22 protein-coding genes are annotated in these 25,716 nt (G+C 44.4%); 18 read left to right on the top strand and 4 right to left on the bottom strand.

Annotated features, from left to right (window positions below; genetic code table 11):
- Positions 1-7 precede the first annotated feature (7 nt).
- The 6 genes from H7T88_RS25365 (at position 8) to H7T88_RS25340 (ending at position 8,624) form a co-directional block, all read left to right on the top strand.
- On the top strand, positions 8-1,447 hold the full coding sequence (locus H7T88_RS25365; RefSeq protein WP_221791035.1) for a gluconolactonase: 1,440 nt from the start codon (positions 8-10) through the stop codon (positions 1,445-1,447).
- Positions 1,434-2,057, top strand: a complete 624-nt coding sequence (locus H7T88_RS25360; protein ID WP_221791033.1) for a Yip1 family protein — start codon at positions 1,434-1,436, stop codon at positions 2,055-2,057. Before H7T88_RS25365 ends, H7T88_RS25360 begins: the two co-directional genes overlap by 14 nt.
- Before the next feature lie 22 nt (positions 2,058-2,079).
- Positions 2,080-4,752: a DUF5696 domain-containing protein gene (locus H7T88_RS25355; protein WP_221791031.1), complete on the top strand. Its 2,673-nt coding sequence runs from the start codon at positions 2,080-2,082 to the stop codon at positions 4,750-4,752.
- The gene (locus H7T88_RS25350) at positions 4,749-5,648 is read left to right on the top strand and encodes a carbohydrate ABC transporter permease (RefSeq protein WP_090920925.1); all 900 of its coding nucleotides are present in this window, start codon (positions 4,749-4,751) and stop codon (positions 5,646-5,648) included. Before H7T88_RS25355 ends, H7T88_RS25350 begins: the two co-directional genes overlap by 4 nt.
- 218 nt (positions 5,649-5,866) lie before the next feature.
- Positions 5,867-6,880, top strand: a complete 1,014-nt coding sequence (locus H7T88_RS25345; RefSeq protein WP_090920923.1) for a carbohydrate ABC transporter permease — start codon at positions 5,867-5,869, stop codon at positions 6,878-6,880.
- A 175-nt stretch (positions 6,881-7,055) separates the two neighbouring features.
- The gene (locus tag H7T88_RS25340; protein ID WP_221791029.1) at positions 7,056-8,624 is read left to right on the top strand and encodes a glycoside hydrolase; all 1,569 of its coding nucleotides are present in this window, start codon (positions 7,056-7,058) and stop codon (positions 8,622-8,624) included.
- Positions 8,625-8,740: 116 nt separating this feature from the next.
- Here H7T88_RS25340 and H7T88_RS25335 read toward each other — a convergent pair whose 3' ends face one another.
- Entirely contained in the window at positions 8,741-9,190 is a 450-nt protein-coding gene (locus H7T88_RS25335; protein WP_221791027.1) for a DUF1569 domain-containing protein, read from the bottom strand.
- Positions 9,191-9,346: 156 nt separating this feature from the next.
- Between H7T88_RS25335 and H7T88_RS25330 the strand changes: the two genes are divergently transcribed.
- From H7T88_RS25330 to bglB, 12 genes are all read left to right on the top strand, one after another.
- Complete coding sequence (locus H7T88_RS25330) at positions 9,347-10,123, top strand: methyltransferase domain-containing protein (protein WP_221791025.1); 777 nt, start codon at positions 9,347-9,349, stop codon at positions 10,121-10,123.
- 43 nt (positions 10,124-10,166) lie between these two features.
- Positions 10,167-10,991, top strand: a complete 825-nt coding sequence (locus tag H7T88_RS25325; protein WP_154886276.1) for a methyltransferase domain-containing protein — start codon at positions 10,167-10,169, stop codon at positions 10,989-10,991.
- A 25-nt stretch (positions 10,992-11,016) separates the two neighbouring features.
- Positions 11,017-11,310 carry a hypothetical protein gene (locus H7T88_RS25320; RefSeq protein WP_221791022.1) on the top strand — a complete coding sequence of 98 codons (294 nt, stop codon included), beginning with the start codon at positions 11,017-11,019 and terminating at the stop codon, positions 11,308-11,310.
- Between the two features lie 56 nt (positions 11,311-11,366).
- Positions 11,367-11,732 (top strand): hypothetical protein, encoded by a 366-nt coding sequence (locus H7T88_RS25315; RefSeq protein WP_221791021.1) that lies wholly within the window; start codon positions 11,367-11,369, stop codon positions 11,730-11,732.
- Between the two features lie 67 nt (positions 11,733-11,799).
- Positions 11,800-12,378: a phosphotransferase family protein gene (locus H7T88_RS25310; RefSeq protein WP_186809543.1), complete on the top strand. Its 579-nt coding sequence runs from the start codon at positions 11,800-11,802 to the stop codon at positions 12,376-12,378.
- Positions 12,379-12,504: 126 nt separating this feature from the next.
- Positions 12,505-12,957, top strand: a complete 453-nt coding sequence (locus H7T88_RS25305; protein WP_154886273.1) for a GNAT family N-acetyltransferase — start codon at positions 12,505-12,507, stop codon at positions 12,955-12,957.
- Between the two features lie 600 nt (positions 12,958-13,557).
- Positions 13,558-14,439 (top strand): AraC family transcriptional regulator, encoded by an 882-nt coding sequence (locus H7T88_RS25300; RefSeq protein ID WP_154886272.1) that lies wholly within the window; start codon positions 13,558-13,560, stop codon positions 14,437-14,439.
- 22 nt (positions 14,440-14,461) lie between these two features.
- Complete coding sequence (locus H7T88_RS25295; protein ID WP_154983808.1) at positions 14,462-15,733, top strand: ABC transporter substrate-binding protein; 1,272 nt, start codon at positions 14,462-14,464, stop codon at positions 15,731-15,733.
- Between the two features lie 112 nt (positions 15,734-15,845).
- A complete protein-coding gene (locus H7T88_RS25290) occupies positions 15,846-16,751 on the top strand; it encodes a carbohydrate ABC transporter permease (protein WP_154886270.1) in 906 nt (301 codons plus the stop codon).
- Positions 16,751-17,575 carry a carbohydrate ABC transporter permease gene (locus H7T88_RS25285; RefSeq protein ID WP_154886269.1) on the top strand — a complete coding sequence of 275 codons (825 nt, stop codon included), beginning with the start codon at positions 16,751-16,753 and terminating at the stop codon, positions 17,573-17,575. Before H7T88_RS25290 ends, H7T88_RS25285 begins: the two co-directional genes overlap by 1 nt.
- A 5-nt stretch (positions 17,576-17,580) precedes the next feature.
- A complete protein-coding gene (locus tag H7T88_RS25280; RefSeq protein ID WP_154983807.1) occupies positions 17,581-20,136 on the top strand; it encodes a hypothetical protein in 2,556 nt (851 codons plus the stop codon).
- 35 nt (positions 20,137-20,171) lie between these two features.
- Entirely contained in the window at positions 20,172-21,251 is a 1,080-nt protein-coding gene (bglB, locus tag H7T88_RS25275) for a beta-galactosidase BglB (protein WP_154958861.1), read from the top strand.
- 93 nt (positions 21,252-21,344) lie between these two features.
- Here the strand turns inward: bglB and H7T88_RS25270 are convergent, their stop codons facing one another.
- From H7T88_RS25270 to H7T88_RS25260, 3 genes are read right to left on the bottom strand one after another with little or no spacing between them, the layout of a single operon-like run.
- Positions 21,345-22,355, bottom strand: a complete 1,011-nt coding sequence (locus H7T88_RS25270) for a sugar ABC transporter substrate-binding protein (protein ID WP_154958860.1) — start codon at positions 22,353-22,355, stop codon at positions 21,345-21,347.
- A complete protein-coding gene (locus H7T88_RS25265) occupies positions 22,348-23,946 on the bottom strand; it encodes a response regulator transcription factor (RefSeq protein WP_221791019.1) in 1,599 nt (532 codons plus the stop codon). Before H7T88_RS25265 ends, H7T88_RS25270 begins: the two co-directional genes overlap by 8 nt.
- Positions 23,943-25,703, bottom strand: coding sequence for a cache domain-containing sensor histidine kinase (locus H7T88_RS25260; RefSeq protein ID WP_260511135.1), 1,761 nt, complete (start codon positions 25,701-25,703; stop codon positions 23,943-23,945). Before H7T88_RS25260 ends, H7T88_RS25265 begins: the two co-directional genes overlap by 4 nt.
- Positions 25,704-25,716 lie beyond the last annotated feature (13 nt).

Here is a 25,716-nt window from a genome sequence, read left to right as displayed (position 1 = left end):
GTTACAGATGAGAGTGAAATCATGGCTAATCGTTCTGGCAGCTTCCCTGCTGATTGCCGGATTCGGACATAACCAGGCTCATGCGGCACCGTATGAGGGATATACCTACAACTATTGGGGAGATGCAGTGAAATCACCGATTGCGTTTCTTCCCTCCAGAGTAATCACAGGGGATGAGGCCGGAACAGGAGCATGGCAGTCTCCGCTGGATTTATATGCTGCGAAAGATGGCTTGCTCTATATTCTGGATTCAGGCAATGGACGGATCGTTGTCTTGAACGAGAAATGGGAAACGGTTCGGGTCATTCAAGAGTTTAACCATGACGGTAAAAAGGACAGCTTTAACAATCCTGAGGGACTTTTTGTGACGGAAGCAGGTCAAATCTACGTTGCGGATACCGAAAACAGACGAATCGTAGAGTTGAATCAAGATGGTACTTTTGTGCGGGCCATCGGTGCACCAGAGTCGGATGTGCTTAGTGATACGTTTGAATACTTTCCTCGCAAGGTTATCGTGGACAAAGCTGGACGGATCTACGTGGTTGGTCGCGGGGTCTTTGAAGGACTGATCGAGTTTGATAGTGACGGACGTTTCACCGGATTTATGGGTACCAATCGAGTGCAGTTTGATCCGGTCGACCTGTTCTGGAAAACCGTATCCACCAAGGAACAACGGGAGAAAATGATTCGTTTTATCCCACTGGAGTTCAACAACGCGGACATCGATGATGGCGGTTTTATCTACACCACAACAGCGGACAAAAACTCGCTTTCTGCGGTCAAAAGATTGAATCCCTCCGGTATTGACGTACTTCGGGTTAACGGTGAATTTTCACCGGTCGGAGACTTGACCTTTAATCGTTCTTCCTTCGTGGATATCCAGGTGTCCAGTAACGGTGTCTATCGTGCGCTGGATTCAACAAGAGGTCGGGTGTTCACGTATAACGAGGATGGTAATCTGCTCTATGTCATAGGTCAGCTTGGCAACCAGATCGGTACATTCAAAAATCCGGTCGCCATCGAAAGCTATGGGGACGCTATCTACGTACTGGATCGGGATCTCGGGCGAATTACGGAGTTCAAGGCAACAACGTTTGGAAGCCTGGTTAATGAGGCCAATCGGTTGTACAGCTCTGGCAAACATACGGAAGCCGCGAAGTTATGGCAAGAGGTGTTGCGCCTTGACGCGAACTATGAGATGGCCTATATCGGTATCGGCAAATCGATGCTGCGAGAAGGGAAGTATAAGGACGCCATGACCTATCTGAAGTTAGGGAATGACCGCGAATACTATTCCAAAGCTTTAGCGAAGTATCGGAGAGAATACATGCGTGAATATTTCGGGATGTACATGACTGTAGCAATTGCCTTGCTAATCAGCGTCATCGTCTGGCGCCGGATCGCCAGAACAAGGAATGAGAGGGGGGTCAGAGATGTCGCTAATTAAGGAACTCAAATACTCTCTGCATGTCGCGGTACGTCCTTTTGACGGATACTGGGATTTGAAATATGAAAATAAAGGCAGATTGCGCGTTGCATTGCTAGTGCTTCTGGCTGTCACGATAACGATGATCTTGAAGCGACAGTTTGCCGGGTATGTTGTCAATGATAACTATCCGCTCTCGCTTAATAGTATTAACGAGTTCAAATATATCGTTCTCCCTTTTCTACTCTGGTGTATTTCCAATTGGTCCTTGACTACGCTGATGGACGGGGAAGGTAAGTTCAAAGACATCTTGATTGCAACAGGATATGCGATGCTTCCGCTTATTCTGGTCAACATTCCTAATATTTTACTAAGCAATGTGATCACGCTACGTGAATCTTCTTTTTATTACCTGCTTGACTCGTTTGGTGTGATCTGGTTTGTGTGGTTGCTTTTTATCGGAACCAAGACGGTACATCAGTATTCAGTCATGAAAACATTGATGACGATGCTGCTTACGCTGGTGGTGATGGGGGTTGTGATCTTCCTGGGCTTGCTTTTCTTTAGCCTGATCCAGCAAATTATCAGTTTTGGTTATACCCTCTTTCAAGAGATTACACTGCGCGAATAGGAGAAGAAAGGAGGTGCGTGATATGAGAAAAAAGCGTACTGCGTTTGCAGCGGTCATCCTCATTGCAAGCTTGATCTTGGCTCAAAATATCAACTATGCGGAGTCCGTATCGGAACGAGTGGTGACCACATCAGGTGATTCACAAGAGGCAGATCAGAGTACGTCTCCTGAGACGTCTGCAACACAAGAAAATTCAACAGAACAAGAGGCTACGGCTGCGGATCCTGAACGTGAGGGGGAAGAGCAATCCGATGCGACCAGCTCTGAACCGCAGACGCCATCTGCGAATGAACAGAAGAACGAAGCCGTAGCTGTTCCTGAGGGGATGGAAGCTGTTGCGGAAAAGGATGGCCTGATCCTGTATCTAAAGCCGGAAACGACAGAGATTGCGGTCAAGGATAAGAAGAATGGTGCGATGTGGTTTTCTAACCCGCAGGATCGTGAACAGGATACCATTGCGACCGGTTATAACAAGTCCCAGCTGAATGTGCAATTTGAATTGACGTATTACGATAATACGGGCAATGCGCTCAAATACGATAATTTTACGCACAGTGTAGAGAGTGGTCAGTTTGAAGTTGAAAAAGTAGAGGACGGTTTCAACGTTGTATACACGCTGGGTGAAGTCAAAAGTGATATTGAAGCCATCCCTAAATATATTAGCGAGGAACGCTTTAACACGTTGATTCTCGGGAAACTGGAAGAAAAAGACCAGAAAGAGATTGAGAAGCGCTTTAAGTATGATGAGCAGAACAAACGTTACGAAAGACGGGATTCATCTCTGAAAGGCGTAGGTTTGTCCAAAGTAACCCGAATTTTCGAGTCTGTCGGCTATGACGAGGCACAGATTGCAATAGACAAAGCGGCCTACGGTGAAGAGGAAAGCGGGAGCGCAAGTGTCATTGTGCCTGTCCACTATCGGCTGGAGCAAGGACATCTGCGTGTATCCATTCCGGAAAATGGTATCCAATACCCGGATACAATGAAAATTCAATCCTTGTCCCTGTTGCCGTTTTTTGGAGCGAGCGGTCCAAAAGATAAAGGATACAGTCTGGTCCCAGACGGATCGGGATCTCTGATTTATTTTAATAATAAAAAAACGTCAGTATCCCCATATAGTACCGCTCTGTATGGAAGTGATCATGCTGTAAATCAGCTCTCCCAGATCCAGAAGGAACAGAAGGCGAGGATGCCGGTGTTTGGCATGAGTTACGGAGACAAGGGATATCTTGCGGTTATTGATAAAGGTGATGCGGTTGCGTCTGTTGAAGCGGATGTCAGCGGCAGATTGAACCAGTACAATACGGTGCATTCCAGTTTCTCACTCAGCAGTATGGAAGAGGTTACCCTGACGAACGGCTGGCGTTCCAGCACAGTCAAACGGTTTCAGGCACAGCCTTTTCATAATGAAATGTCCGTTATCTATGAATTTTTGAGCGCAGATGATGCGAGCTATTCCGGTATGGCCTCGACTTATCGGGATTATCTGACGGAGCAAAAGAAACTCACCCGTTTAGGTGATGATACGGAACTCCCTTTTTACGTGGAATTAATCGGCGGTATTCCGAAGAAAAAGTTTTTCCTCGGCATCCCGTACAATGCTTACGAGTCGCTTACCACGTTTGAAGAGGCACAGGATATTTTAAAAGAAATGCAAAGCCTTGGTGTGGAGGATATTCAGCTTCGGTACTCGGGGTGGTTCAACGGAGGTATGCATCATGATATGCCGAAGTCGATCGATGTTGATAAAAAGCTTGGTGGCGCTAAAGGTTTGCAAAGCCTACAGGCCTATACACAAGAGAATGGTTTTGGATTATACCCGGACGTATCCTTCCTGGAGGTGTTCCCAGAAGCAAAGGGATTCAAAAAATCGTATGCTTCTCGCCAAATTACAGGTAAACTTGCGCAGTTATTCCCGTACTATATCTCCTCCTTTACAAGGAATGATGAAGCATCTCCGGGTTATGTTCTGAGTCCGGAAGCGGTGCCGGGCATTGTGAGCGGATTTATGCAAGATTATAAGGAAACAGGACTTACAGGTCTGTCGCTTCGAGATTTAGGCGACCAGCTGAATTCCGACTTCAACCGCGCTAACGTGATCAATCGCGAACAAGCCAAAGAGGTTGTGATGAAACAGCTTGAGCAGGTGCGCAGCTCGGATGCATCGCTACTTGTAGAGGGCGGCAATAGTTATGCAAGCCCCTATGCCAGACATATCGTAGATGCACCTGTGAGCAACAGCGGGTTTAACATCACCGATGAAGCGGTTCCCTTTTTCCAACTGGTCTATCACGGCTTCGTGCAATATACAGGGCAGGCTTGGAATATGGCGGATGATCAGGATTCCCATATACAGATGCTCCGGGCGATCGAAACCGGATCGGCACCATATTACACGTGGTTCTACGCAGATCCATCTGCGATCAAACTGACGAGTTTTGACGCGTTATATTCGGCCGATTATCGACGCTGGATCGAGGAATCAGCAGAGCGATACAAGGAACTTAGGAATGTGTTGCAAGATGTACAGAATCAAACGATTGTTAAACATGAGAAGCTGAGTAAGGGTGTTTATCAAACGACTTACGAACAAGGTAAAACGGTCATTGTGAATTACAACGATGCTGCTGTGGAGTGGAATGGCACACGTGTGGCAGCGAAGAGCTACTGGGTAGGAGGTGACATGCCGGAATGAAACTTAAGAAATTATCCCTAGAGCAAAAAAACAGATATTACGGTTTGTATTTCATCCTGCCTTGGTTCATCGGTTTCCTGTTACTTTTCATGGTGCCGCTGATCTCATCGTTCCGATACAGTCTGAGCAATCTGCAGGTGTCCAATGAAGGGTTTACGCTGGAATTTATCGGTTTGGCGAATTTCCGTGAGGCTTTATTCTCTCATGAATCCTATGTGAGGATGCTGACGGAATCAGTGATCAATATCGTCGTGAATACACCGTTAATTATTATTTTCAGCCTGTTTTTTGCGGTGATTCTGAATCAGAAGTTTCATGGAAGGGTTTTGGCGAGAGCCATCTTTTTCCTTCCGGTTATTCTGGCTTCGGGTATTATTGCAAGTATCGAAAACGGGGATTTGATGCAATCCGTTGTACGTAGTGCTAACGATATGACGGGCGGTGGACTGTCCGTGATGAAAAATCTGGATCTGACCATTATGTTGCTTGAATCCGGCATGAGCCCGATTTTGGTCGAATATCTGACAGGTGCGGTTAGCCGGATATACGAGATTGTCAGTCAATCAGGCGTCCAGATTCTGATTTTCCTTGCCGGTTTGCAGTCGATTTCTCCATCGCTGTATGAAGCAGCCAAAATCGAAGGATCTACAGGCTATGAAGCCTTTTGGAAAATTACGTTCCCGATGCTAAGCCCGTTGATTCTGACGAATCTGGTGTATACCATCGTGGATAGCTTCATCAGTGATCAGACGAGTCGGCTTGTGGTGGATACGGCCTTCAAAAGCTTTAACTTCGGGCTCAGTGCGGCGATGTCCTGGATGTATTTTGCCGTGATTGCACTGATCCTGTGGGTAACGACCGCCTTGGTATCCCGCAAGGTCTTTTATCAAAACTAGCTATATAAGTTAAACTAATTTTTTTACACAAAAACGGAGAGGACAGAAAAAACCTGGAAAAGCGGAGCGTTCGCCTTTATCACCGGATTTTCACCTTTTATTAAAGGTAATCAAAGAAATCTGGGGATAACAGCGATTGGAAGGTTATTCTGTCATCGGAGTGAATGTGTAAACATCTTTGGTTTACCTTATATAGAACAAGGAAAAGGAGGCCTGACATGAAGACAGAAACCGCAGCAGGGCAACCGCCAGCGAAAAAGGAATGGCTGCATCGCCTGGGTTCCACGGCCTACTGGTTTGAAGCGATCAAGAAGTGGGCATGGATTCTGGTTCGGTTTGTCTTGATCTTTGGCATTTCATTTGTGATTCTATATCCGATTTTATTGAAAATATCAATATCCTTTAAAAGCATGTCCGATCTGTATGACCCAACGGTGATCTGGATTCCGCGTACGTTTACGCTCGAAAACTTTAAGCTGGTCTTCACGGCAATGAACTATCCCGGCGTGTTGATGAACACCTTATGGTTATCCTCTGCGGTTATGCTTCTCCAGACGATAACCTGTGTCCTAGCCGGCTATGGGTTTGCAAGAATCAAGTTCAGAGGCAGTGGTTTGTTGTTTGCTGCCGTAATTTTTACCATCCTGGTGCCTACACAGACGATCATGATTCCGCTCTATCTGAATTTTAAGAACTTTGATGTGATGGGCTTAATCGAGCTGTTTCGTGGCAGTCCTGCTAATCTGATCAACACATACTGGCCGTTTCTGATCTCCGCAGCACTCGGTATGGGTGTGAAAACAGGTCTGTACGTCTACATTTTCCGCCAGTTTTTCAGAGGTATTCCGCGTGAGATTGAAGAGGCTGCCTACGTGGATGGTGCAGGATATTTCAAAACGTTTGGACGTATTATTTTGCCTAACGCGATCCCTTCAATGGTTACCGTCATGCTGTTCTCGTTCGTATGGCAATGGAATGACTCCTTCTTCACCAATATGTATTTGAATGAACCTAAAGTCATGTCGTCGATGATGTCGTCCTCGGGCTTTACCATTGCGACGTATCTAACGGGCGGAGGCCAGGCTGCAGCATCGTATACACAAGACCCGTTTTTCATGTCCATGATGATGAATACGAGTGTGCTGATGGCGATTCTGCCGCTGATTATCATTTATCTGTTCGTTCAGCGTCATTTCGTGGAGAGTGTGGAACGTTCCGGTCTTGTAGGATAACAGGAATCGGAGCAGGGAATAAAGGGAGAATATTTCCTTTATAACCTGAGAAGGACACTGAATTCGAAAAAATATAAGAGGCTGCCTACATCGCTGGCAGTCTCTAACCCATAGCCAATGAACGGTTTGGAGTGTAAAGACCTGCAAAGATAGATCAGGAAGAGGAGGATGAGGGATGCAAAGAGATACCCCAAAAGCAAAGGATAGGCTGGATGCACAAGTCACGGTTGATGGAAATACATGTTATCAGAGTATAGACAATTTTGGCGCGTCGGATGCGTGGTCGATGGAACCGCTAGGCAAGCATTGGAGCGAGGAAAATAAGGCGCAAATCGCCGATCTGTTATTTTCCAGGGAGCGAGGCATCGGGTTGTCCGCATGGCGTTTTAACATCGGCGCAGGTTCAACAGAAACCGATCAGAATCGAATTCCCGACCCCTGGAGGAGAGCCGAAGCTTTCAAAATATCAGAGGAGCACGAGTATGACTGGAGTAAACAGTCGGGCCAACAGTGGTTCCTTCAAGCTGCGCGTGATCGGGGAGTTGAGACACTTATCGCTTTTGTAAATAGTCCGCCGGTATGGATGACCAAAAATGGGCATGCCCAGCCTGATCTTGAAGTGGGTTCGACGAATCTGAAACCGGAGTATAATGGAAAGTTCGCGTCGTATCTAATTGATGTTTTATCGTATTTCAAGGGAAAAGGATTTGCTTTTGACTATATTAGCCCGATCAACGAGCCGACTTGGGACTGGAATCAGTCTTGGCAGGAGGGAAATCGTTATAATAATGATGATCTGAAGCAAGTGATTCTGGAATTATATCGCCAGTTACAGCAGACCGATTTACAGACACGGATCAGTGCACCGGACGGTGTGGAAATTACGGCGCTCTTGGACGACGAATACTATCGTCAGTTTGCGGGAAGTGGAACGTATTCCAGCGGCGCTAACAAGCTGGGAACAGGGAAGTATCGGGAATACATAAAGGATATGATCGGTGATCCTGAGGTGAAAGAAGCGATAGGAAATAAAATGGCTTCTCATTCATACTGGTCTGACTACAGTAATCCGGGGGATGATCGGTTAGTCAGATTGAGGCAATTGCTGCACACGAACATGAAGTATTACGATGAAGAGAGCAAATACTGGGTAACGGAATATTGCATTCTGGGGGATTATGGTCCTGGACGTGATTTAGGGATCGAGCCAGCCCTTCATGTGGCAAGAACGATTCATTTTGATCTGGTGGAAGCGAATGCGGCAGCATGGCAATGGTGGACAGCGGTTTCCAAAGTAGACTACAAAGATGGATTAATCTATACGGATTTTAATGAAACAGGCGATGAGCAAAATATTTTGACCTCGAAGATGCTGTGGGTACTCGGTAACTATAGCCGTTTTATTCGGCCTGGTGCGAAGCGAATCGACTTGACCGGGCTTGGTGAGGAAGCCGACAGCGGTTTGTTAGGTTCTGCCTATGTCCATGTAGGAGAGCAGACCGTGACTGCTGTTTTTGTGAATCATGGTGAACAGGACAAAAGCGTGCAATTAGACCTCCATGAGCTGGGATTAAATGAACGAATTACGACAATGCAGTCTTACGTAACCAATGCGGAACTGGATCTGGTTTGTCAGGAGAGAGTACCCGAAGCGGAAGAGGAGCAGACTTTTATCGTAAACATTCCAGGAAAATCGGTTGTGACCCTCACTGGCGGCGCACAGATAGTGGAAAGTGACAAGTAAGAGCTTCACTTGATATTGCCCATGACAACATGAAACTTGAACCATGCAGAGATGTATGGTTAAGCGTGAATGTTGTCATGGGCTTTTTTTGGATCAGGTAATCTGCCCAGATTGGATTAAACTCCAAATTGTTTGAGATGATGGTCCAGATGTTTATAGATTCCTTTTCCCCATTGCTCAGGTGTTAGTTTTCCGAAGAAAGGATGAGGATGATGGGAGCATTGATCTGAGCCGTTTACTTGAAAAGTGGTAATCTGTTGTTTCAGCTTTTCTTTCTCCGTCCCAAACACTCGATCATCTTCAATAACGATCGTTGGAATGGTCGACATATTTTGTGGTAACGGTTTTTCATTGTAAAACATCGGTTTGGCAAACCGTCCAACAAGTCTTCCGAGCAACCCTCTTGGCGGGAACGTATTACCCAAGGGAATATCGTGAAAAGCCGCACAGTGAGCTAACATTTGAGAAACCTGCATCGTTCCCCACAGAGGTGTGGAATCTTCACGGAGTCGATCAATACGATCTGTAATTTCAGCAGCATGACTTGTTTCAAAGATACTTTTCATCGAAGCACCCCGATCCATTATAGTAATTGGTGAACTAGAAACAGGATCATTCCATTATTGAGAGGTTTATTCTGATATGTTCAACAATAATAAAATATGGTAAGTTTAGTCAATGAAAACGAGGAAAATAATGTTAGCAAAATGGAGGCGGATACCATGGAAAACAAGGAAACATTTAATCTCGTAGTGAGTGAATATGAGCGTTACAGACCTGTCTATCCGAGCGAAATGTTTGATGATATTTTTACATATGCGAAGCTTGATAAGCAAGATTCCATTCTTGAAGTTGGTTGCGGAACAGGGCAGGCCACTGGTGGTTTGGTGAGTAAGGACTACACCAACATTACGTGTATTGAATTAGGTAGCAATTTGGCACAGTTTACCGCAGATAAATTCAGATCGTATCCATCCATTCAAGTGATCAACACTTCGTTTGAGGAGTGGAATGATGAAGGAAAGCTTTTCAAGTTGATGGTGTCAGGGACAGCTTTTCATTTTATTGATCCAGAGGTCGGCTACCGCAGGGCTTCAGAATTGCTTGAGGATGAGGGATGCATTGGATTTTTTTGGACCGTTCATGTTCCTGGCTATGATTCATTGCATCAAGAGATTCGTGCGCATTATATCGAATTAGCCTCTCATTTGGATGATTCTCAATATCCTTCGCCTGATGAAGTCATTCAGGAGCGCAAAGAAATAACGGAGCTTTCGGGCTTGTTCACAGACATTAAGGTCAAGGAATATAACTGGATACAGTCCTGTTCGAGCGATGAATATGTCGCACTTTTAAATACAAATTCCAAGCATCAGCAGCTTTCTGAGGATGTTCGGAGTGAGCTTTTGGGGAGAATCAAACGTTCAATAGATCATGCAGGCGGAACGATAGACAAACATCACAAGGTCGCTCTTTTTTTAGGTAGAAAAAAAGTGTAAAAATACAGGTTCTATCATTTTAATCAAGAGGAGGAAAAGGAATATGACTGACCCGCGTTCAACTTACAATATCCAAACCGCAGTATTAAGTTTCGAAGCTGAATTAGAGAGGTTAAAGATGCAAGCCGGCATGGGATGGTCCAAAGAATTTCGTAATCTGGCGTGGTATGGGCTCAAAAATGGAATGCGTGTTTTAGAGGTCGGAAGCGGACCCGGCTACATCACGGAACAATTATTGAACAGTCTACCGGGCAGCGAGATTACCTCGCTTGAGATAGATCGTACGTTACAAGCGCAAGCCAAAGAACGGCTGAAGGACGTTTCTTCGGAGCGACTGCAATTTGTGGAATCTTCCATTTATCAGATGGACCTGCCGGATAATTCATTTGATTTTGTGGTGGCTAGGCTGATCTTTCTTCACCTGAACAATCCGATCGAAGCTGCGCAAGAAATTTATCGTGTGCTCAAGCCTGGTGGCCGGCTGGCCATTATTGATGTTGACGATGGTGTTTTTGGCGCAGTGAATCCAGATATACCGGCGCTATATACCGTATTAATGAAAATCGCGGGCTATGTAGCCCAACATGGTGGGAATCGGTTAATTGGCAGAAGTTTGCCGCGGCTCCTCTCTGAGAGTGGATACATTGATGTTGACATCGATGCGGTTGTTCAACACAGTGACATCATCGGGATGGAGGGTTTCAAGCAACAATTCAATCTCCAGCGTTTTGTACATTTTGTTGAGAAGAGTATCATTAGCCGGGAGGAATTTGCCCAGTTAGAGCGAGCTTTCGAAGCTATAAATCATTCATCAGAAGCCTATGCCATGATGAATTTTATTACTGCTTGCGGCACGAAGCCATTGTAAGGGCTATGAGGGACGGAGGATGAAGATGAGGAAGAATATCGTTCATGCTTTTCAGGAAACAGTCGCTCGAGGCGATCATCAGGGGATGATCAACTTATTGAAAGAATATGAACAATCCGGCGAACTAGCTGTGAATGAACGAGGCTGGGTATACTGGAATATTTCAGATGGTTATGCCCTTTTAAGAGATCCGGAGCCACTTTATGCCAATCATTTGGCATTTTTCGAATGGGGGAAGCAGATTCTCCCCCCTGAACAGTACCATTGGGTCGTTTCTGATTCTACACAGGCTTTGTCGTTGTCTCTGGGGAGCGTCTAGCTTATTTGTATCACTCCAGGAATGAAAAAGAAGTAGATTTACTTATGCATGAAACGATGCATTTAATAGATCACATCGATTGGGCTTCCTTAGAGCCAATGAAAAAAGAAGAAGTTGTCGGCAGTTGGGAAGATGTGAATTCGAGCAGAATATCACAGAGAGATATTCACATTGCGCTAAACAATCTGGCTTGTATTCTAGCGGATATTGAACAGTCTGAAGAAAGTGCGAAATTGTTCAGACAGCTACAAGATAGCGGGTACGTCTTGAATGGATATGCCTTTTCCAAATATATTTATTCGATCTGGAAGTCGGAAGGTTTAGGAGCTGTTCGGGAAGTAATGGTGGCTAACAAATCTTTTGAGTTCCCTGAACTGACTAAACATAGTCCTACTCTTGTTGAGATCGGAGATCAGATTTAAGCATGCAATAGTGAATAGCACTTAATGGAAATAAGAAAGAAGGAATCCTAAAATGATACATGACATCTTGTTAAATCGATTCCCCAATGTAAAAATCTTCGAATTAACTGGCGGTTATACGAATATGACCCTCTTACTTGAGGGAACTGACATGAAGAGGGTTGCCAAAATCTATGATGTGAACAACGCAGATGCAAAGACAGAAATAAATGCACTGAGGCTGTTAACTCATTCTGGGGTGACTCCGCGAGTGTATGATTTTTTTGAACAGGATGAACGGCTATTTGTAATGATGGACTATGTCCCGGGCGTAAATGCACAGACGATTTTGGATCAAGATGGACTTGAACAAGGCAGGAGAATGTATGAGCAACTGGGTAAATATCTTGCCAAAGAGGTGCACTCCGTCAAACGAGACAATAAAGACACAGAGTTGCCTGTTATCATGAAATCCGCTGTTGCTGTGGATGGACTTGAGTTCATCCCCACCGGAATCATGAGCATGGCAAATGAAGTGTTAAGCACTCCTGATCATGGGGAACAAACTCTGATTCACGGGGATTATGAACCACATCAAGAATGCCCACCCGGATGTACAGAAGGAATGGTTGCGAAGACTAGAATGGACGCTTCATACGAACTTTAGTGTAAATGAATAGCGAGATGAATCAAACCTAAATACCTAGGCCTATGTGAAAGGAGCGATGCAGTATGAGAAAACAGTTGAATATGTGCATTAGAAAACGAAGAAAACCATTAGGAGGAATTTTAAATGACTATTCAGGTGAGACCTGTTTCGATGGATGATTGGTTTGCTTGTACTCAATTACAGATAAGTGAAGAACAGAAAAAAGCGTTCCCTGCACCCGTGGTATATTGGTTGGCTGAGTCAAGGTTTGTCACTGACTTTCAACCCATAGCCATCTACAAGGACTTAGATTTGGTAGGTTTTGCAGTGTACTCCGATCAAGAGCATGACGAGGGTGATTATTGGCTGCCTGCTTTGATGATTGATAGTAAATATCAGGGTAGAGGATATGGAAAAGAAGCGCTTCGTGCTTTGATTCAAAGGATGCAAAAGACACTAAACTGCAAACGCATTCTAATTGGACATAGGCCTGATAATCACGTTGCCGGCGCCTTATACGAATCTCTTGGTTTTCAGCGGATCAGTGAGCAACTTATCGATGGTGAGGTTGTTCGAGCTCTGAAATTCGGCATATAAAGGGTTTGAATAACATCTTTATGATGGATTGAGCCCATGAGCCTCAACTTGTTTAGAGAGGAGGGACAGACGAAGATGAACATATTTAAAAGGCTGACCTTTTGGTTAGTCCTTTTCTCATTACTGGTGTGTTTCAATAACCTAACGGGCAATGACGATAAAAACATTTTGATATATTTAACGAATCCATTCAATCCACTATTAAACCGCTGGCTAACAGACATCAATATGAACCCGGAGACAACGTACTTGTTTAAGCCTCTCATATGTGGATTACATCTGCTTTTTTGGACAGCGTTGGGTCTGATTATTGATAAATTAATAAAGAAGAGTAAAAACAAGGAGTAAATCGGGAGGTACTATTCAATAATGGTTGATCCACCACGTCGTAGACTGAGAGCTATGACGTGGTTTTTTTATTTCCAGCATGTAGATACATGAAATCCTTTGGAATCATTTGCAACAATTGTGATCAACAATACAGCAATATAGTTCATATTAGTTCGAAATATCTGTGATACAATTCATTGTAAAGCGCTATCATTACAAATGATTAAACTATATTGCTATTTGTATTCAGAGAAGGGAGATCTTTATTGAATGTTAACTATACACACCCCGACGAATATGGCATTGCAGGAAAATGAAGTTTATGTGCGCTCGGAAGCTGACAATTTTCAGGATGAATGGCCCATTCATACACATAACGGGTATGAGATTCATTATTTCATCCAAGGGGATGCAACCTTCTTAATCGGTGATCGAATCTATAAGCCGAAGCCCGGTGATATGTTTATTTTCAGAGGTGGAGTTCCTCATCGAATTAATCCTTCGAGAGAGATTGTGTACAAGCGAAGTTTTGTTAATTTTACGGAAATATTGCTATTAGATATGCTCGAACTTAGTCAATTAGAGAATCTGATGTCTATTTTCCGTCACCCCGACGGTTTATTGGTACATTGGTCCCCGGAGGAGCGTGAATACATCTCAAATACATTTAAAGGGATTAAAGAGGAGATGGATGCCCGAAGTGCGGGATGCAAAACGATGGTTAAATTGATTCTTACTCAGTTGCTACTGCGGATTTATCGAAAAATGACTACGGAGCAATCGGTCGATCCGATTCTGATTTCCTCACAGAAGCAGTCCAGTGTGAGCCGGGTTCTTCATTATTTGAACCAAAATTATGCGGAGAACGTTTCGCTCGATGAACTTTCCAAAACGCTGCATTTGAATAAATATTATATTTGTCATTCTTTCAAAGAAACAACGGGATATACCATCAGCAATTATGTCATACGAAAAAGGGTGGCAGAGGCCAAAAAGCTGTTGCTATCTACCGATGCACCGATTTTGTCTATATCCGAGACATTAGGCTTCAATACACCTGTGTATTTCAGCAGAGCATTCAAACAATACGTCGGTGTTTCTCCACAGTTGTTCCGTAAAAACGAATTGCTTCATGTATCCCAAAATCATTAATTCTTCTTAAGGAGAGGTTAAAATGACAAGAAAAACATGGTTTAAGATGAGCATCAGCGCGTTACTGACAGCGGTGCTCATCCTGCTGAGCGCTTGTGGAGATGCAGGTAACAACGCTAATGGGAAACAAAAATCTCTTGATTTCTTATGGTTCTCTGATGGGAAAGAAGGAGAAGTCATCAAGGAGGTCATTAAGGAATACGAGCAAAGTAATACTAACGTAAAAATCAATCTGATTGAAGTCGGCTTCAAGGATATTCAAACCAAGTTGAAAACGATGTTATCCGGAGGTAAACCACCAGCCTTGAGCCGGGTGACGGATACGGGGTCTTTTGCCAATCAGGCTGTTGATCTTACCCCTTATGTACAGAATGCGGAACAATTCCAAGATCAATTTATCGACTCGCTTAAACCTTACTATGTTATGGATAACAAACTGGTAGCCGCACCGATGGATGTTACAGCAAATGGATTGATTTATAACAAAACCTTGTTTGATAAAGCCGGTGTCAAGGTGCCAACTTCTCCAGATGAAGTATGGACTTGGGATGAATATATCGCTGCATTAAAGCAGGTGATGGACAAAGGTGGAGCACGATATGGTATGGTTTGGGATGTCACTCCCCATCGGTGGTCTACGCTGTTGTACCAGAATGGCGGAAGCATCTTGACAGAGGATGGCAGTGCAGCAGCGATTAACAGTGAAGCTGGGATTCGCTCCATGGAGATGTTCAAACAGCTTCATCAAGAGGGTATCATGCCTGAATCGGTATGGCTGGGTGGAGAAAATCCGAACAACTTGTTCCGTTCCGGAACGGTAGCGGCGCACTGGGCTGGCAACTGGATGATTAGCAATTATAAGGATATTACCGACTTCGAATGGGGTGTCACCTACATGCCAAAAGGAACGCAGCGTTCTTCCGTACCCGGAGGGAAGTTCCTTATGGCCTTTAAGGGCAGCGGACAGGAAGAGGAAGCTGCAAAGTTTATTGAATATTTGACGTCCAAAGAAGTGAATTCCAAATATAATCAGGAGTCCTTGTTCATGAGTCCAAGGAAGGACAGTTCCACACTGAATTATGAATTTGGCAAGGAGATGTTTGAAGTTTTCTCGGATGAACTGAAAAACAGTTCGCCTCTTGCAGCGAATGATTGGTCCAGACAAACGCTTATATCCAAGATTTCTACGGATTTGAAAAATCATATTATGGACGTGTTATCCGATAAAGCAACCCCGCAGGATGCATTGGATCAGATGGCTAAGCAGATCAATGAAGCCATTGGCAGTCAATAAGGGCTAACCAAACACAAAGTTAAACGTAAAGCCAAATGTTCATCACAACCGGGGGCTTAGCGATTCCAGTTAGGCCTCCCTTTTGTTTAATTTATAGGGAAGGGGCACGCAGATGAGTGAAGCACAGCGAACAAATCATAAAACATTGACCAAACAGAACAGGAAACTCGTTATCGCTCCGTATCTGTTCATACTTCCGAATCTCCTGATCTTTAGTACATTTATTGTCTTTCCCTCTTTATTGGGGCTGTACTATTCATTCCATGTCTATGATGGGTTGAATCCGATGAAATTTAATGGGCTGGACAATTATATGAAGATTCTGACGGATCAGGAGTTCTGGTCAACCATAGGGCGAACAGGCGTTTATGCTGTCATTGTTGTTCCGTTAATTTATGCAGCGGCTTTAGGCATTGCGTTGTTGCTGGCGCGTGAGATTCGTATGCGCGGTTTCTTCAGAGCTATCTTTTACTGGCCAACCATGATTTCCTTTATCATTGTAGGTTTAACCTGGAAGTGGATTTTCGGAGATTCCTTCGGCATTCTGAATCATCTGTTAACGATGGCAGGTGCAGAACCCGTAGGCTTTCTAACTTCATCTTTCTGGGCCAATACGGCCGTTATTGTAGCGACGGTATGGTCACGAGCAGGATTTTTCATGGTCATTTTTATTGCGGGGTTACAAGCTATACCCACAGATTATTATGAGGCCGCTCGCTTGGATGGAGCAACGGGCACCAAAGTTTTTCGTTATATTACCCTGCCGCTATTGAAGCCGACAAGTTTACTCGTGGTTATGCTTTGTCTGATTGACGCGTTTAAAGCCTTCCCACTTATGTTTGCGCTTACAGGCGGTGGGCCAGGTAAAGAAACGACCTTTATTGTTCAATACATTTATGAGATTGGATTTAACAGGCAGGAATTAGGTCTTGCCAGTGCCATGTCCGTTATTTTGTTTATACTTATTGGCGGTTTCTCGGCACTTCAATTCCGCTTATCGAAAGGAGGAGCTGTCTGATGGTGATGAAACCTATGGCCAAAATTGCAATCTACAGTATATTGAGTGTGGCCGCAGTGTTATGGCTCCTGCCTGTACTATGGGTTGTGATCTCTGCTCTGAAAACCAATAGCGATCTATACAGCTTTCCTCCTAAATTGTGGCCAGATCCAGTGACCTTCGAACATTTCAAAGCGGCATTCAAAAAAGGTGATTTTGGCTTGTATTTTATGAATAGCACGATCGTTACGATATCTTCAACGTTATTGCTGTTATTGATCAATTCCATGGCAGGGTTTGCACTCGCCAAATATCGCTTCCGTGGAAGCTCCATTATACTTATTGCTTTTATCTCAACACTTATGATCCCGATTGAGGTCATTATGATCCCAATCTTCAAAGTGCTAAGTGCACTTGGTTTATATAACAGCCTGCTTGCCATCATCATTCCGCCTGCAGCAACGCCGACAGGTGTGTTCCTTATGCGGCAATATTTGCTGACCGTACCGGATGAGTTGTTAGAAGCGGCTCGTATGGATGGAGCTGGCGAATGGAAAATTTACTGGAGCATTATTCTTCCGATAGCCAAGCCCATTCTGGCTGTACTTGCGATCTTTTCTTTTATGTGGAGATGGGATGATTTCGTATGGCCGTTAATTGCAATCAGTGATCCATCCAAATACACCATTCAGCTGGCGCTCTCTAATTTTATTGGGGAATACAATGTCGATTGGGGAAGCCTGCTTGCGATGTCCGTCATTACGATGCTTCCGGTCTTAATTGTATTTATGGTTTTCCAGCGTTATTTTGTCAGCGGTATGATTACTTCAGGGATGAAAGGATGAGTTAAATGATAGAATCCACCCCGGGCGAGACGGAAACTTTAAATTACAAGCCGATGAAACTAGGCGGAGATCAAGTGATCAATCATTGGTTGATCAATGGTATATATACGGAGTCTGTTGCGTTTGTTCCAACAACGATGGAGGGAGATATTAATGATTGGCTTATCGATGGATTTGCTATTCACGAAAACCCGTGCAGGCAGGAGTTTGTTGAAAATAGAAGATCACAGCCTGTATCCCGATTTTTCGATCAATGGAGTGAGTTCCCGAGTCCGGGAGATCCATTTCGTGGAGAACAGGGTGAAAAGCGATGGGAGATTTATTCTCCCTGGGGTAATCCGCGAGTAGAGAAATCAGGTTTCTGGTTTGTACCCACTCATCTACGTAGCTATGCCGCGACACGTCTGGTCTCTCCAACCGCTCATAAGGCGTCATTCCGAATCAAAACGTATGGAAGCCTGACACTGTGGATCAATGGAGAACAGGTCACGGATTTTGCGCCACTTGTTCGTAATAAGGAGCAGGAAATCGTAATTCAAGCTGAGCTTACAGCCGGAGTCAATGAGATTTATGCCTGCTGGGAGGATTTGGCTGAACGAGATACGATGTATGCTTTTGCCGTAGAATATCTTGGAAAAGAAGAATTGTATGTTTCGTTGCCTATTGCTTCCCATTTGGTAGAGCCTGTGCGATCCGCCGAGCGTGCTCTGGAACAAGCTTACTTTCCTTCGGATATTTTTAAAGGCGAACAGATTAAACTGAAGCTTCCGCTTTCCTTGCCAGATATCGTCAGAGAGGTGCGTGTTGAGTATGGCAATTTCTTTGATGGCACCGAAAATAAGACGATACAGATCGCCGAGAAGGAAGCGGAGCTGGTTCTGGGACATACCAATGAAATTGGACATCATTACGTCTATTTCACGCTGACCCTTTCGGTTTCAAACGTAGTTCTCACCAAAAAGTTTGGCTGCCAATCCTACGATACCCGATATGATGAGGCTGCTCAACAAGCCAAGGATATTGAAGCCCGCAAATTGCTGGCTCTGCAATGTATTGCCGAGAAGGGTAGCTCTAACATTCACACAGCGATCGCTATGCTAAAAACAAATGGCAATGTGCAAGACGCGGAGACCATGTTGTTAGAAGGTGTGGAGGGCATTGAAGAGCGGAAGGATTGTAGTGATTTTTATCTCGTAGGGCTGTTCCGGCTATGGAGAGATGAACGAGATAGCGGGTTGTTCAGTGAAGCATTCTGGGAGCGGGTAAAAGCAAGTATCCTGAATTATCGGTATTGGATCGATGAACCTGGCGATGATGTGATGTGGTTTTTCAGTGAGAATCATGCGTTGTTGTTCCATACGAACGAACTGTTAGCGGGGCAATTGTTTGGGGAAGAAATGTTCACGAATAGTGGTGAAACAGGTGAAGTACATCGTCAGAAGGCAGAGCAGCGGCTTGCTTTATGGTTTGAACGCTTTATGGAAGAAGGATTGGCTGAATGGAATTCTAGTGCATACATTCCCATTGATGCCGTTGGACTCTTGCATATTTACGAGTTTGCTCAGAATGAACAACTTAGAGAGCAAGCGAAAAAAGCAATGGATTTGTTATTTTATTATATTACGATACAGATGCATCAAGGGGTAATGTCCACCACGTTTGGGCGTAGCTACGAGAAGGAATTGCTGGGGAGTTATGCCGCGGGGACAACGTCTATGTGCTGGATCGGTTATGGTGTCGGTCATGTGAACAATTATTCGATTAGTAACGTGGCTCTGAGTTTATCCGATTATATCCCTCCTGCGACTTATCAGGAACATCTGTTGCTTGAGGAAAATCAACAGTTAACGTTTACCAATCAGCAGGGAAAGGGAGGGTATGCCAAACTCTATCACTATCGAACAGCAACATACGCCCTGTCCTCCATTATAAACTTTAGACCAGGCAAGCCAGGTTATCAGGAACATGTCAACCATCTGTCCCTGTCGCCAGAGGCGCAGGTATGGGTGAATCATCCCGCAGAGATATACAAACATGGGGATGGTAGACCTTGTTTCTGGGCTGGAAATGGTATTTTGCCTGACGTTGTTCAGCATGAAGCAATCGCTTTGATGATGTTTGATATTCCAGCAACGCATACTTCGGATTGGACACATGCTTATTTTCCTACGTCATTTTTCACGACATGGGAGAAACATGAGAACTGGTATTTTGGCTGTCTGAATAAAGGGTATGTGGCTCTATATACAGCGAATGGAACGAGCATGGAGAAGAACGGAGTGACCAGAGAGCGTGAGCTTGTTTCCCCTGGATTACGTAATGCCTGGATTATTAGAGCAGGCAATGAATCTCAATTCGGATCATTTAGCCATTTTATAGACCAAGTTCGTTCTTCCAGCCCGCAATTCGACAGTACTTCTCTGACGCTTAGCCTGACCGATCCAATATACGGTTCCGTTCAGTGGGGAATGAACAAACCTTTATTTGTCCAAGGAGAGGAAATCGTACATGCAGGTCATGGTGTTATGGGACAGTTGCATCTAGATAACATCAAACGTTGAATCATGTGCAATAAAATCTGGGGAGTGAAACAATCATGCTGAATCAAGATATGCTTATGGAGAAAATAAGCAAGGTATCAGGTGCGATGAAATCGATGAAAAACACAAGCATCAACGAACAGTTTCCCATTGGACTGATCGACATTCATCTATGGGAATGGCCTCAAGGGGTCGGACTTTACGGTCTCCTTCAGCTCTATGAAGCAACCAACGATGCTGAAGTGCTTCGTTTTCTTGAATCCTGGTATGATGCCAGGCTGATGGAGGGACTACCCGAGAAAAATGTGAATACCTGTGCACCGTTGCTTACTTTAATGACACTAAGCCAGCTGACCGGAAACAATGAGTACGAACGTGTCTGTGAAGAATGGAGCAGCTGGATTATGGATGAACTGCTACGGACCGGAGATGGTGCGTTTCAGCATATGATCACGGGAGATGCAAATGACGGACAGATTCTGATCGATACCCTTTTTATGACGGTGTTGTTTTTAGCTAAAGCAGGAGTGCACTTTGAGAAACCAGCCTATGTGGAAGAAGCCAAGCGACAGTTCCTTGTGCATATTAAATATCTATACAATAAACAAACCGGATTGTTCTATCACGGCTGGGATTTCAATGAAAACCATAACTATGGTGCTGTTCATTGGGGGAGAGGCAATGCGTGGTACACGGCCGGAGTGATGGATTTTCTAAATATCATCCCCATTGAAGATGGGCTGAAGTCTTATCTGCTAGATACAGCGACTGCGCAAGTCAGAGCACTTAGCAAGCTACAGCATGAGGATGGCATGTGGCATACGGTACTGGATGATCCAGACTCCTATAAAGAAACGTCCGCAACGGCGGCGTTTGGATACGGAATTCTCAAGGGAATCCGGTACGGCTACCTGGATGAATCCTATCTTGATACGGGGATGATGGCGCTTGAAGCCGTGTTGCAGCATATTGATGAAACCGGAGTCGTACAGCAAGTATCTTATGGAACACCTGTAGGGCATGATGCCCAGTTTTATAAAGAAATACCGATTAGTCCGATGGGCTATGGACAAGCGTTGACGTTATTTATCCTCATTGAGGGCTTGCGGTCTTCAGTCGTTGCAGAAGTGTCTTAAAAAAGATAATACTCTCTACATGATTCGATAAAATTTCACCCTATAGCGAAGCCCTCTGAAAGGCTATTTCTATAGGGTGATTTCAATTCGTTACTATTCAGATGGAAGTATAGTTTGGTTGATTTCCTTTATCCCGGTATTAATAAAATTCTCAACAGGAAGTCCCTCGCTTGCACGCAGCAGCGTCTCAATAATTTTTGTTCCCCATACCTGCTCATTTTGTGAAATCACGGTTGATATCTGCCCATTTGACAGTCCTTTTTCGCTAATTGAATTGCCACCGAAAGCGATTAGATGCCGGTTCAAGCCTTTGGCTTTCCAAACAAGGGTAGAGGCGGAAACGGATACAAAATCCAGCCCCACCACTGCATTAAAATGGGGGTGCGCATCAATCATGGATTCAATATCGTTGACCGCTCGATCTTCATTGCCTTGATTGTATCTGACTTCCAAAATTTCGATGTCAGTGTCATTACGAATATAATCAATGAATCCGTCCAGACGTTGCTGTAGACCAACCATCTCTTCCATACCACTTTCGACTAGAATCATGCCTTCATTATTCAGGAGCCTGGCTGTGGTCTGAGCAAACTGTCGGCCCGTTAGATAATTATCCGCTCCAACATACGCCATTCGATCGCTGGAAGGTGCATCCGATTCAAATGTAATCACCGGAATACCTGCTGCCCTAGCTTTATGAATGACCGGTGTAAGCGCGGCAATATCAATAGGAGCGATGGCAATTCCGTCAACATGTTGTTTGATCATATTTTCCAGAATGCGTATTTGCTGTTCGGTACTTGCTTCGTCTGGCGCGTTGACGGTAAGCGTCACATGATGTTTTTCAGCAGATTGTGTAGCATCCATTGTGATCATCTCATATGTCGGATAGGTCATCGGATAGATGATTCCGAAAGTTTTGTTTTTGGACGCGGATGCTTCCTCAGCTGTAGCAACATATTGGCTTACTTCCTGATTTTTGGGATGTGAATCACCTGAATCCGAATGGATCGTTGAACTCGAAGGGGCTCTCGTGCAAGAGGTTATCGATGATGCAAGCAAGATTAACAACAAGAACCAGCCAGCACTTTGGAGCTTACTCATACATCGGCTCTTTTCTCATGTCCTCAGATGATTCATCGGGTACCACGGCCCCCCGTGTGCGATATTCCTTGGGCGTAAATCCGGTTGTCTTTTTGAATATATTTGAAAAATAGTGTGGATCGTTATATCCAACCTTGAATGCAATCTCAAATGTCTTGTTGCTCGTTGTTTTCAGCAGTTCTTTGGCTTTGCCGATTCTCACTTGGGTTAAGTATTCGGTTATGGTCTGACCTGTTTCCTGGCTGAAAATTTTACTGAGATGGCTTGGGCTAATACGCACATGTGCTGAGATACTCTTCAAGGAAACCTGCTCGTTATTGTATTGCCCAGACACATACGCTTTGACCTGATCAATGACATCACTGTATTTGCCAGAAGATGCTGCTCTTCGCTGCCATAATTGATCGAGCAGATCACACAAGTATCGGGTACAGGCTTCCCAGCTTGTAATTCCCCGGATCATCTGTTGCAAGCTCCGAATGTTTTCGTCCGGGTCAGCGCCCATACGAAAGATTTGATTCGCGATACGGAAGGATTCAAGAGTAAGATCGTTTAACAAATAAACGCCATACGACGAAGAATTCCAGTCTATCGACTGTAATGGAGCTGCGAATTCCTGTACAAAGCTGTCACGCAGATGGAGGTCACCAATCTTGAGAAATTCAAGAAACCGGTTGCGATCTAACAAAATATTCATTTTCTCATCCAGGTGAATCTCTCGTAACGAGGCTTTGTTTTGCTGCGTCAAACGCGTGATATATTTGTCTTCATCCGCTTCCAGATAGGAAACATGAATGCCTTGCAGGCGTTCCTGATGACTTCCAATGCCAATAACGACACTGCAGTTGAATTGTTGCTCCAGATCCAGACGTATCTGTCCTCGAAGCTGTTCCAGATAAGCCATAATACGGTTTTCGGAGCTGGATTTAAGCAACAGCACCCGTTCCGTCCGGCTACGAATGTAAGAGAGAAATTCCACATCAACGCTACAGAATTCCTCCAGAATCCGAATTGTTTTATTTAATAATAACTCCGAATTTTGAGAATCATCATGGGGTCTGATATCCATAATGACAATGGTGTAGAATTTGGCAGAAAGAGATAGTGAGAGCTTTTTGGCAGAATCGATGGCATCCGATGTACCGATGAGCCCACCGCACAGATCGGCGAGCAATTTTTCTTTGGTCATCGTAAGACTGGTCAGTCGTTGTTCTTCTTCATCCATCTTCTGGCTGACTTCATGCAATATCTGAAGAAGTTCTGTTGCACTGACGGGTTTAAGACAATATTCGGTAACGCCAAGCCGGATTGCCTCCTGAGCATAACTGAACTCATCATGTCCGCTCATAATAATGATTTTGATATGAGGTTTTTGCGCACGGATGATAGAGGCCAGCTCTAAACCGTTCATAAACGGCATTTTAATGTCGGTAATGAGAATATCAGGTGCCCATTCTTCGATTAAGGGTAAAGCCAGCTCCCCATCCGGTGCATCTCCGCAGTAGTGAAAACCTTCCTTTTCCCATTGTACGCTGTTGCGTATGTTCTCCCGAATCCCGATCTCATCATCGACAATCATTACCTTTTTCAATGCTGAACCTCCTTGCTTTTGGGGATGCGAATCTGAAATGTACTTCCTTCCATATACGTGCTCTCCATCTCAACACCATAGGATGGGCCGAAATAGAGACGAATGCGATCATGCACATTCAGCAGACCAAACCCGCCGTCTTGCTCATTTTCTTGAGGAGAACGGGAACCAGCAGGTTGATCTAATTTTTCTCTCAACTGTGTCAGTTGTTCGGTGTTCATACCAATGCCGTTGTCACGCACCGTGAGCACAATGCTTGTATCGTCCGAGTATCCCTGAATCGAGATGAGTCCTTGACCCCGTTTGTTTTTGATTCCATGATAGATGGCATTTTCGATCAGAGGTTGTAGTGTCATTTTCAGAATGGGATACTCTTGAAGTTCATGTTCGACCTTGATTTCGTATGTCAAAATATCGTGATACCTCATCTGCTGAATTACCAGATAATTGCGCGCATGTTCAAGCTCTGTTTGGATCGATACCCAATCAAAGCCTTTGTTCAGACCCAACCGAAAGAACCTGGAGAGCGCCTGAACCAGCTTGATCACACTTTCCTTTTTTTCGGCTTCAGCCATCCAGATGATGGACTCCAGCGTATTGTATAGAAAATGCGGATTAATCTGCGCTTGCAACGTTCGTAATTCGGCTATTTTGACTTGTTCATTTTCTTTGATGCTTTGGTCAATCAGCGTTTTAATTTTCTCCAGCATGATGTTGAAGCTTTGCCCTAAATCCGCGATTTCGTCCGAACCGGTAGGGGTGACTTTGACCTCCAGATATCCGCTAGCCGCTTTACGCATCTTGTTCATGAGAATTTGTATGGGATGAATGAGTCTGTTATTCAGGAAAAAATATAAAGAAATCGCAAAAAATGCGCTTAATAAAACACTGATGATAATTAGCTGGCGGATGCCATTGGCCTCCGTAATAATTTCCTGAAAAGGCGCAGCTCCGATGATTTTCCATCCCGTCTGCCTGGATGTACTATATACGACAAACTGCGGTTTCGAGCCTGCGGACAAGTTGAAGCTGTCTTGCTCTGCGTGTAGAGGCACGGAGTTGATCTGGTTGATGATGGCGAGAGAGGCCTCGCCCGCAGGCGGTGTGAAAAGTGTTTTCCCATATTGATCGTTAATATAGAAGAAGCCGGAATCTTTAATTTTCGTCGTTGTCAAAAATTCATCAATGAATGAATCATTCATATCAATCACAATAAAGCCGATGACTTCATGTGTAATGCGTTCCTTGACGGTTGTCATAATTGAAAGCGCATTCTCTTTTGGGTACGCGAATCCATCCAAACGGTTATATTCAGCATAAGGTGCAGCATGAGGAATTCGCAAAATAGCGTTTGGGTACTGTACCAGATACTGAAAATAGGGATTGCGAAGCGGGTTACGCTCCAGCTTGAATACTCCTTTTCGTTCGCTGATGCCTTTGCCATAGAAGTTAACAAATGAGATGTTGAGTACCTTATCGTATTTGTAGGTTTCACGGTATAGATTGTAGGTCTGTAAAATAGCCTTGGCTTCGCCATACGACTCGGATTGTGCGTACAAATACTGTAGAACTTGTGGATTCTTGCCCAGTTCTAGTAGCCGCTCCGTATCTTCAAACATGATGTCAATATTTCTGGCAAGCTGGTCCGCAGCCAGTTGGGTGGAGGCTTTGTTGTGATTCGATACAACGGTATATGACTTGTGGTACGAAATTAATCCAACGATAATCAGCGGTACAGAACTGAGGATGATAAACATGCTGAGTAATTTA

This window comes from Paenibacillus cucumis (ex Kampfer et al. 2016), from assembly GCF_019748695.1.
GTDB classification, from domain to species: Bacteria; Bacillota; Bacilli; order Paenibacillales; family Paenibacillaceae; genus Paenibacillus; species Paenibacillus polysaccharolyticus.
This window is presented reverse-complemented; position numbering and strand designations above follow the sequence as displayed.

Coding starts and splice junctions, on each gene's coding strand:
- H7T88_RS25365 (WP_221791035.1), top strand. CDS start 8: ATGAGAGTGAAATCATGGCTAATCGTTCTGGCAGCTTCCCTGCTGATT.
- H7T88_RS25360 (WP_221791033.1), top strand. CDS start 1,434: ATGTCGCTAATTAAGGAACTCAAATACTCTCTGCATGTCGCGGTACGT.
- H7T88_RS25355 (WP_221791031.1), top strand. CDS start 2,080: ATGAGAAAAAAGCGTACTGCGTTTGCAGCGGTCATCCTCATTGCAAGC.
- H7T88_RS25350 (WP_090920925.1), top strand. CDS start 4,749: ATGAAACTTAAGAAATTATCCCTAGAGCAAAAAAACAGATATTACGGT.
- H7T88_RS25345 (WP_090920923.1), top strand. CDS start 5,867: ATGAAGACAGAAACCGCAGCAGGGCAACCGCCAGCGAAAAAGGAATGG.
- H7T88_RS25340 (WP_221791029.1), top strand. CDS start 7,056: ATGCAAAGAGATACCCCAAAAGCAAAGGATAGGCTGGATGCACAAGTC.
- H7T88_RS25335 (WP_221791027.1), bottom strand. CDS start 9,190: ATGAAAAGTATCTTTGAAACAAGTCATGCTGCTGAAATTACAGATCGT.
- H7T88_RS25330 (WP_221791025.1), top strand. CDS start 9,347: ATGGAAAACAAGGAAACATTTAATCTCGTAGTGAGTGAATATGAGCGT.
- H7T88_RS25325 (WP_154886276.1), top strand. CDS start 10,167: ATGACTGACCCGCGTTCAACTTACAATATCCAAACCGCAGTATTAAGT.
- H7T88_RS25320 (WP_221791022.1), top strand. CDS start 11,017: ATGAGGAAGAATATCGTTCATGCTTTTCAGGAAACAGTCGCTCGAGGC.
- H7T88_RS25315 (WP_221791021.1), top strand. CDS start 11,367: ATGCATTTAATAGATCACATCGATTGGGCTTCCTTAGAGCCAATGAAA.
- H7T88_RS25305 (WP_154886273.1), top strand. CDS start 12,505: ATGACTATTCAGGTGAGACCTGTTTCGATGGATGATTGGTTTGCTTGT.
- H7T88_RS25300 (WP_154886272.1), top strand. CDS start 13,558: ATGTTAACTATACACACCCCGACGAATATGGCATTGCAGGAAAATGAA.
- H7T88_RS25295 (WP_154983808.1), top strand. CDS start 14,462: ATGACAAGAAAAACATGGTTTAAGATGAGCATCAGCGCGTTACTGACA.
- H7T88_RS25290 (WP_154886270.1), top strand. CDS start 15,846: ATGAGTGAAGCACAGCGAACAAATCATAAAACATTGACCAAACAGAAC.
- H7T88_RS25285 (WP_154886269.1), top strand. CDS start 16,751: ATGGTGATGAAACCTATGGCCAAAATTGCAATCTACAGTATATTGAGT.
- H7T88_RS25280 (WP_154983807.1), top strand. CDS start 17,581: ATGATAGAATCCACCCCGGGCGAGACGGAAACTTTAAATTACAAGCCG.
- bglB (WP_154958861.1), top strand. CDS start 20,172: ATGCTGAATCAAGATATGCTTATGGAGAAAATAAGCAAGGTATCAGGT.
- H7T88_RS25270 (WP_154958860.1), bottom strand. CDS start 22,355: ATGAGTAAGCTCCAAAGTGCTGGCTGGTTCTTGTTGTTAATCTTGCTT.
- H7T88_RS25260 (WP_260511135.1), bottom strand. CDS start 25,703: ATGTTTATCATCCTCAGTTCTGTACCGCTGATTATCGTTGGATTAATT.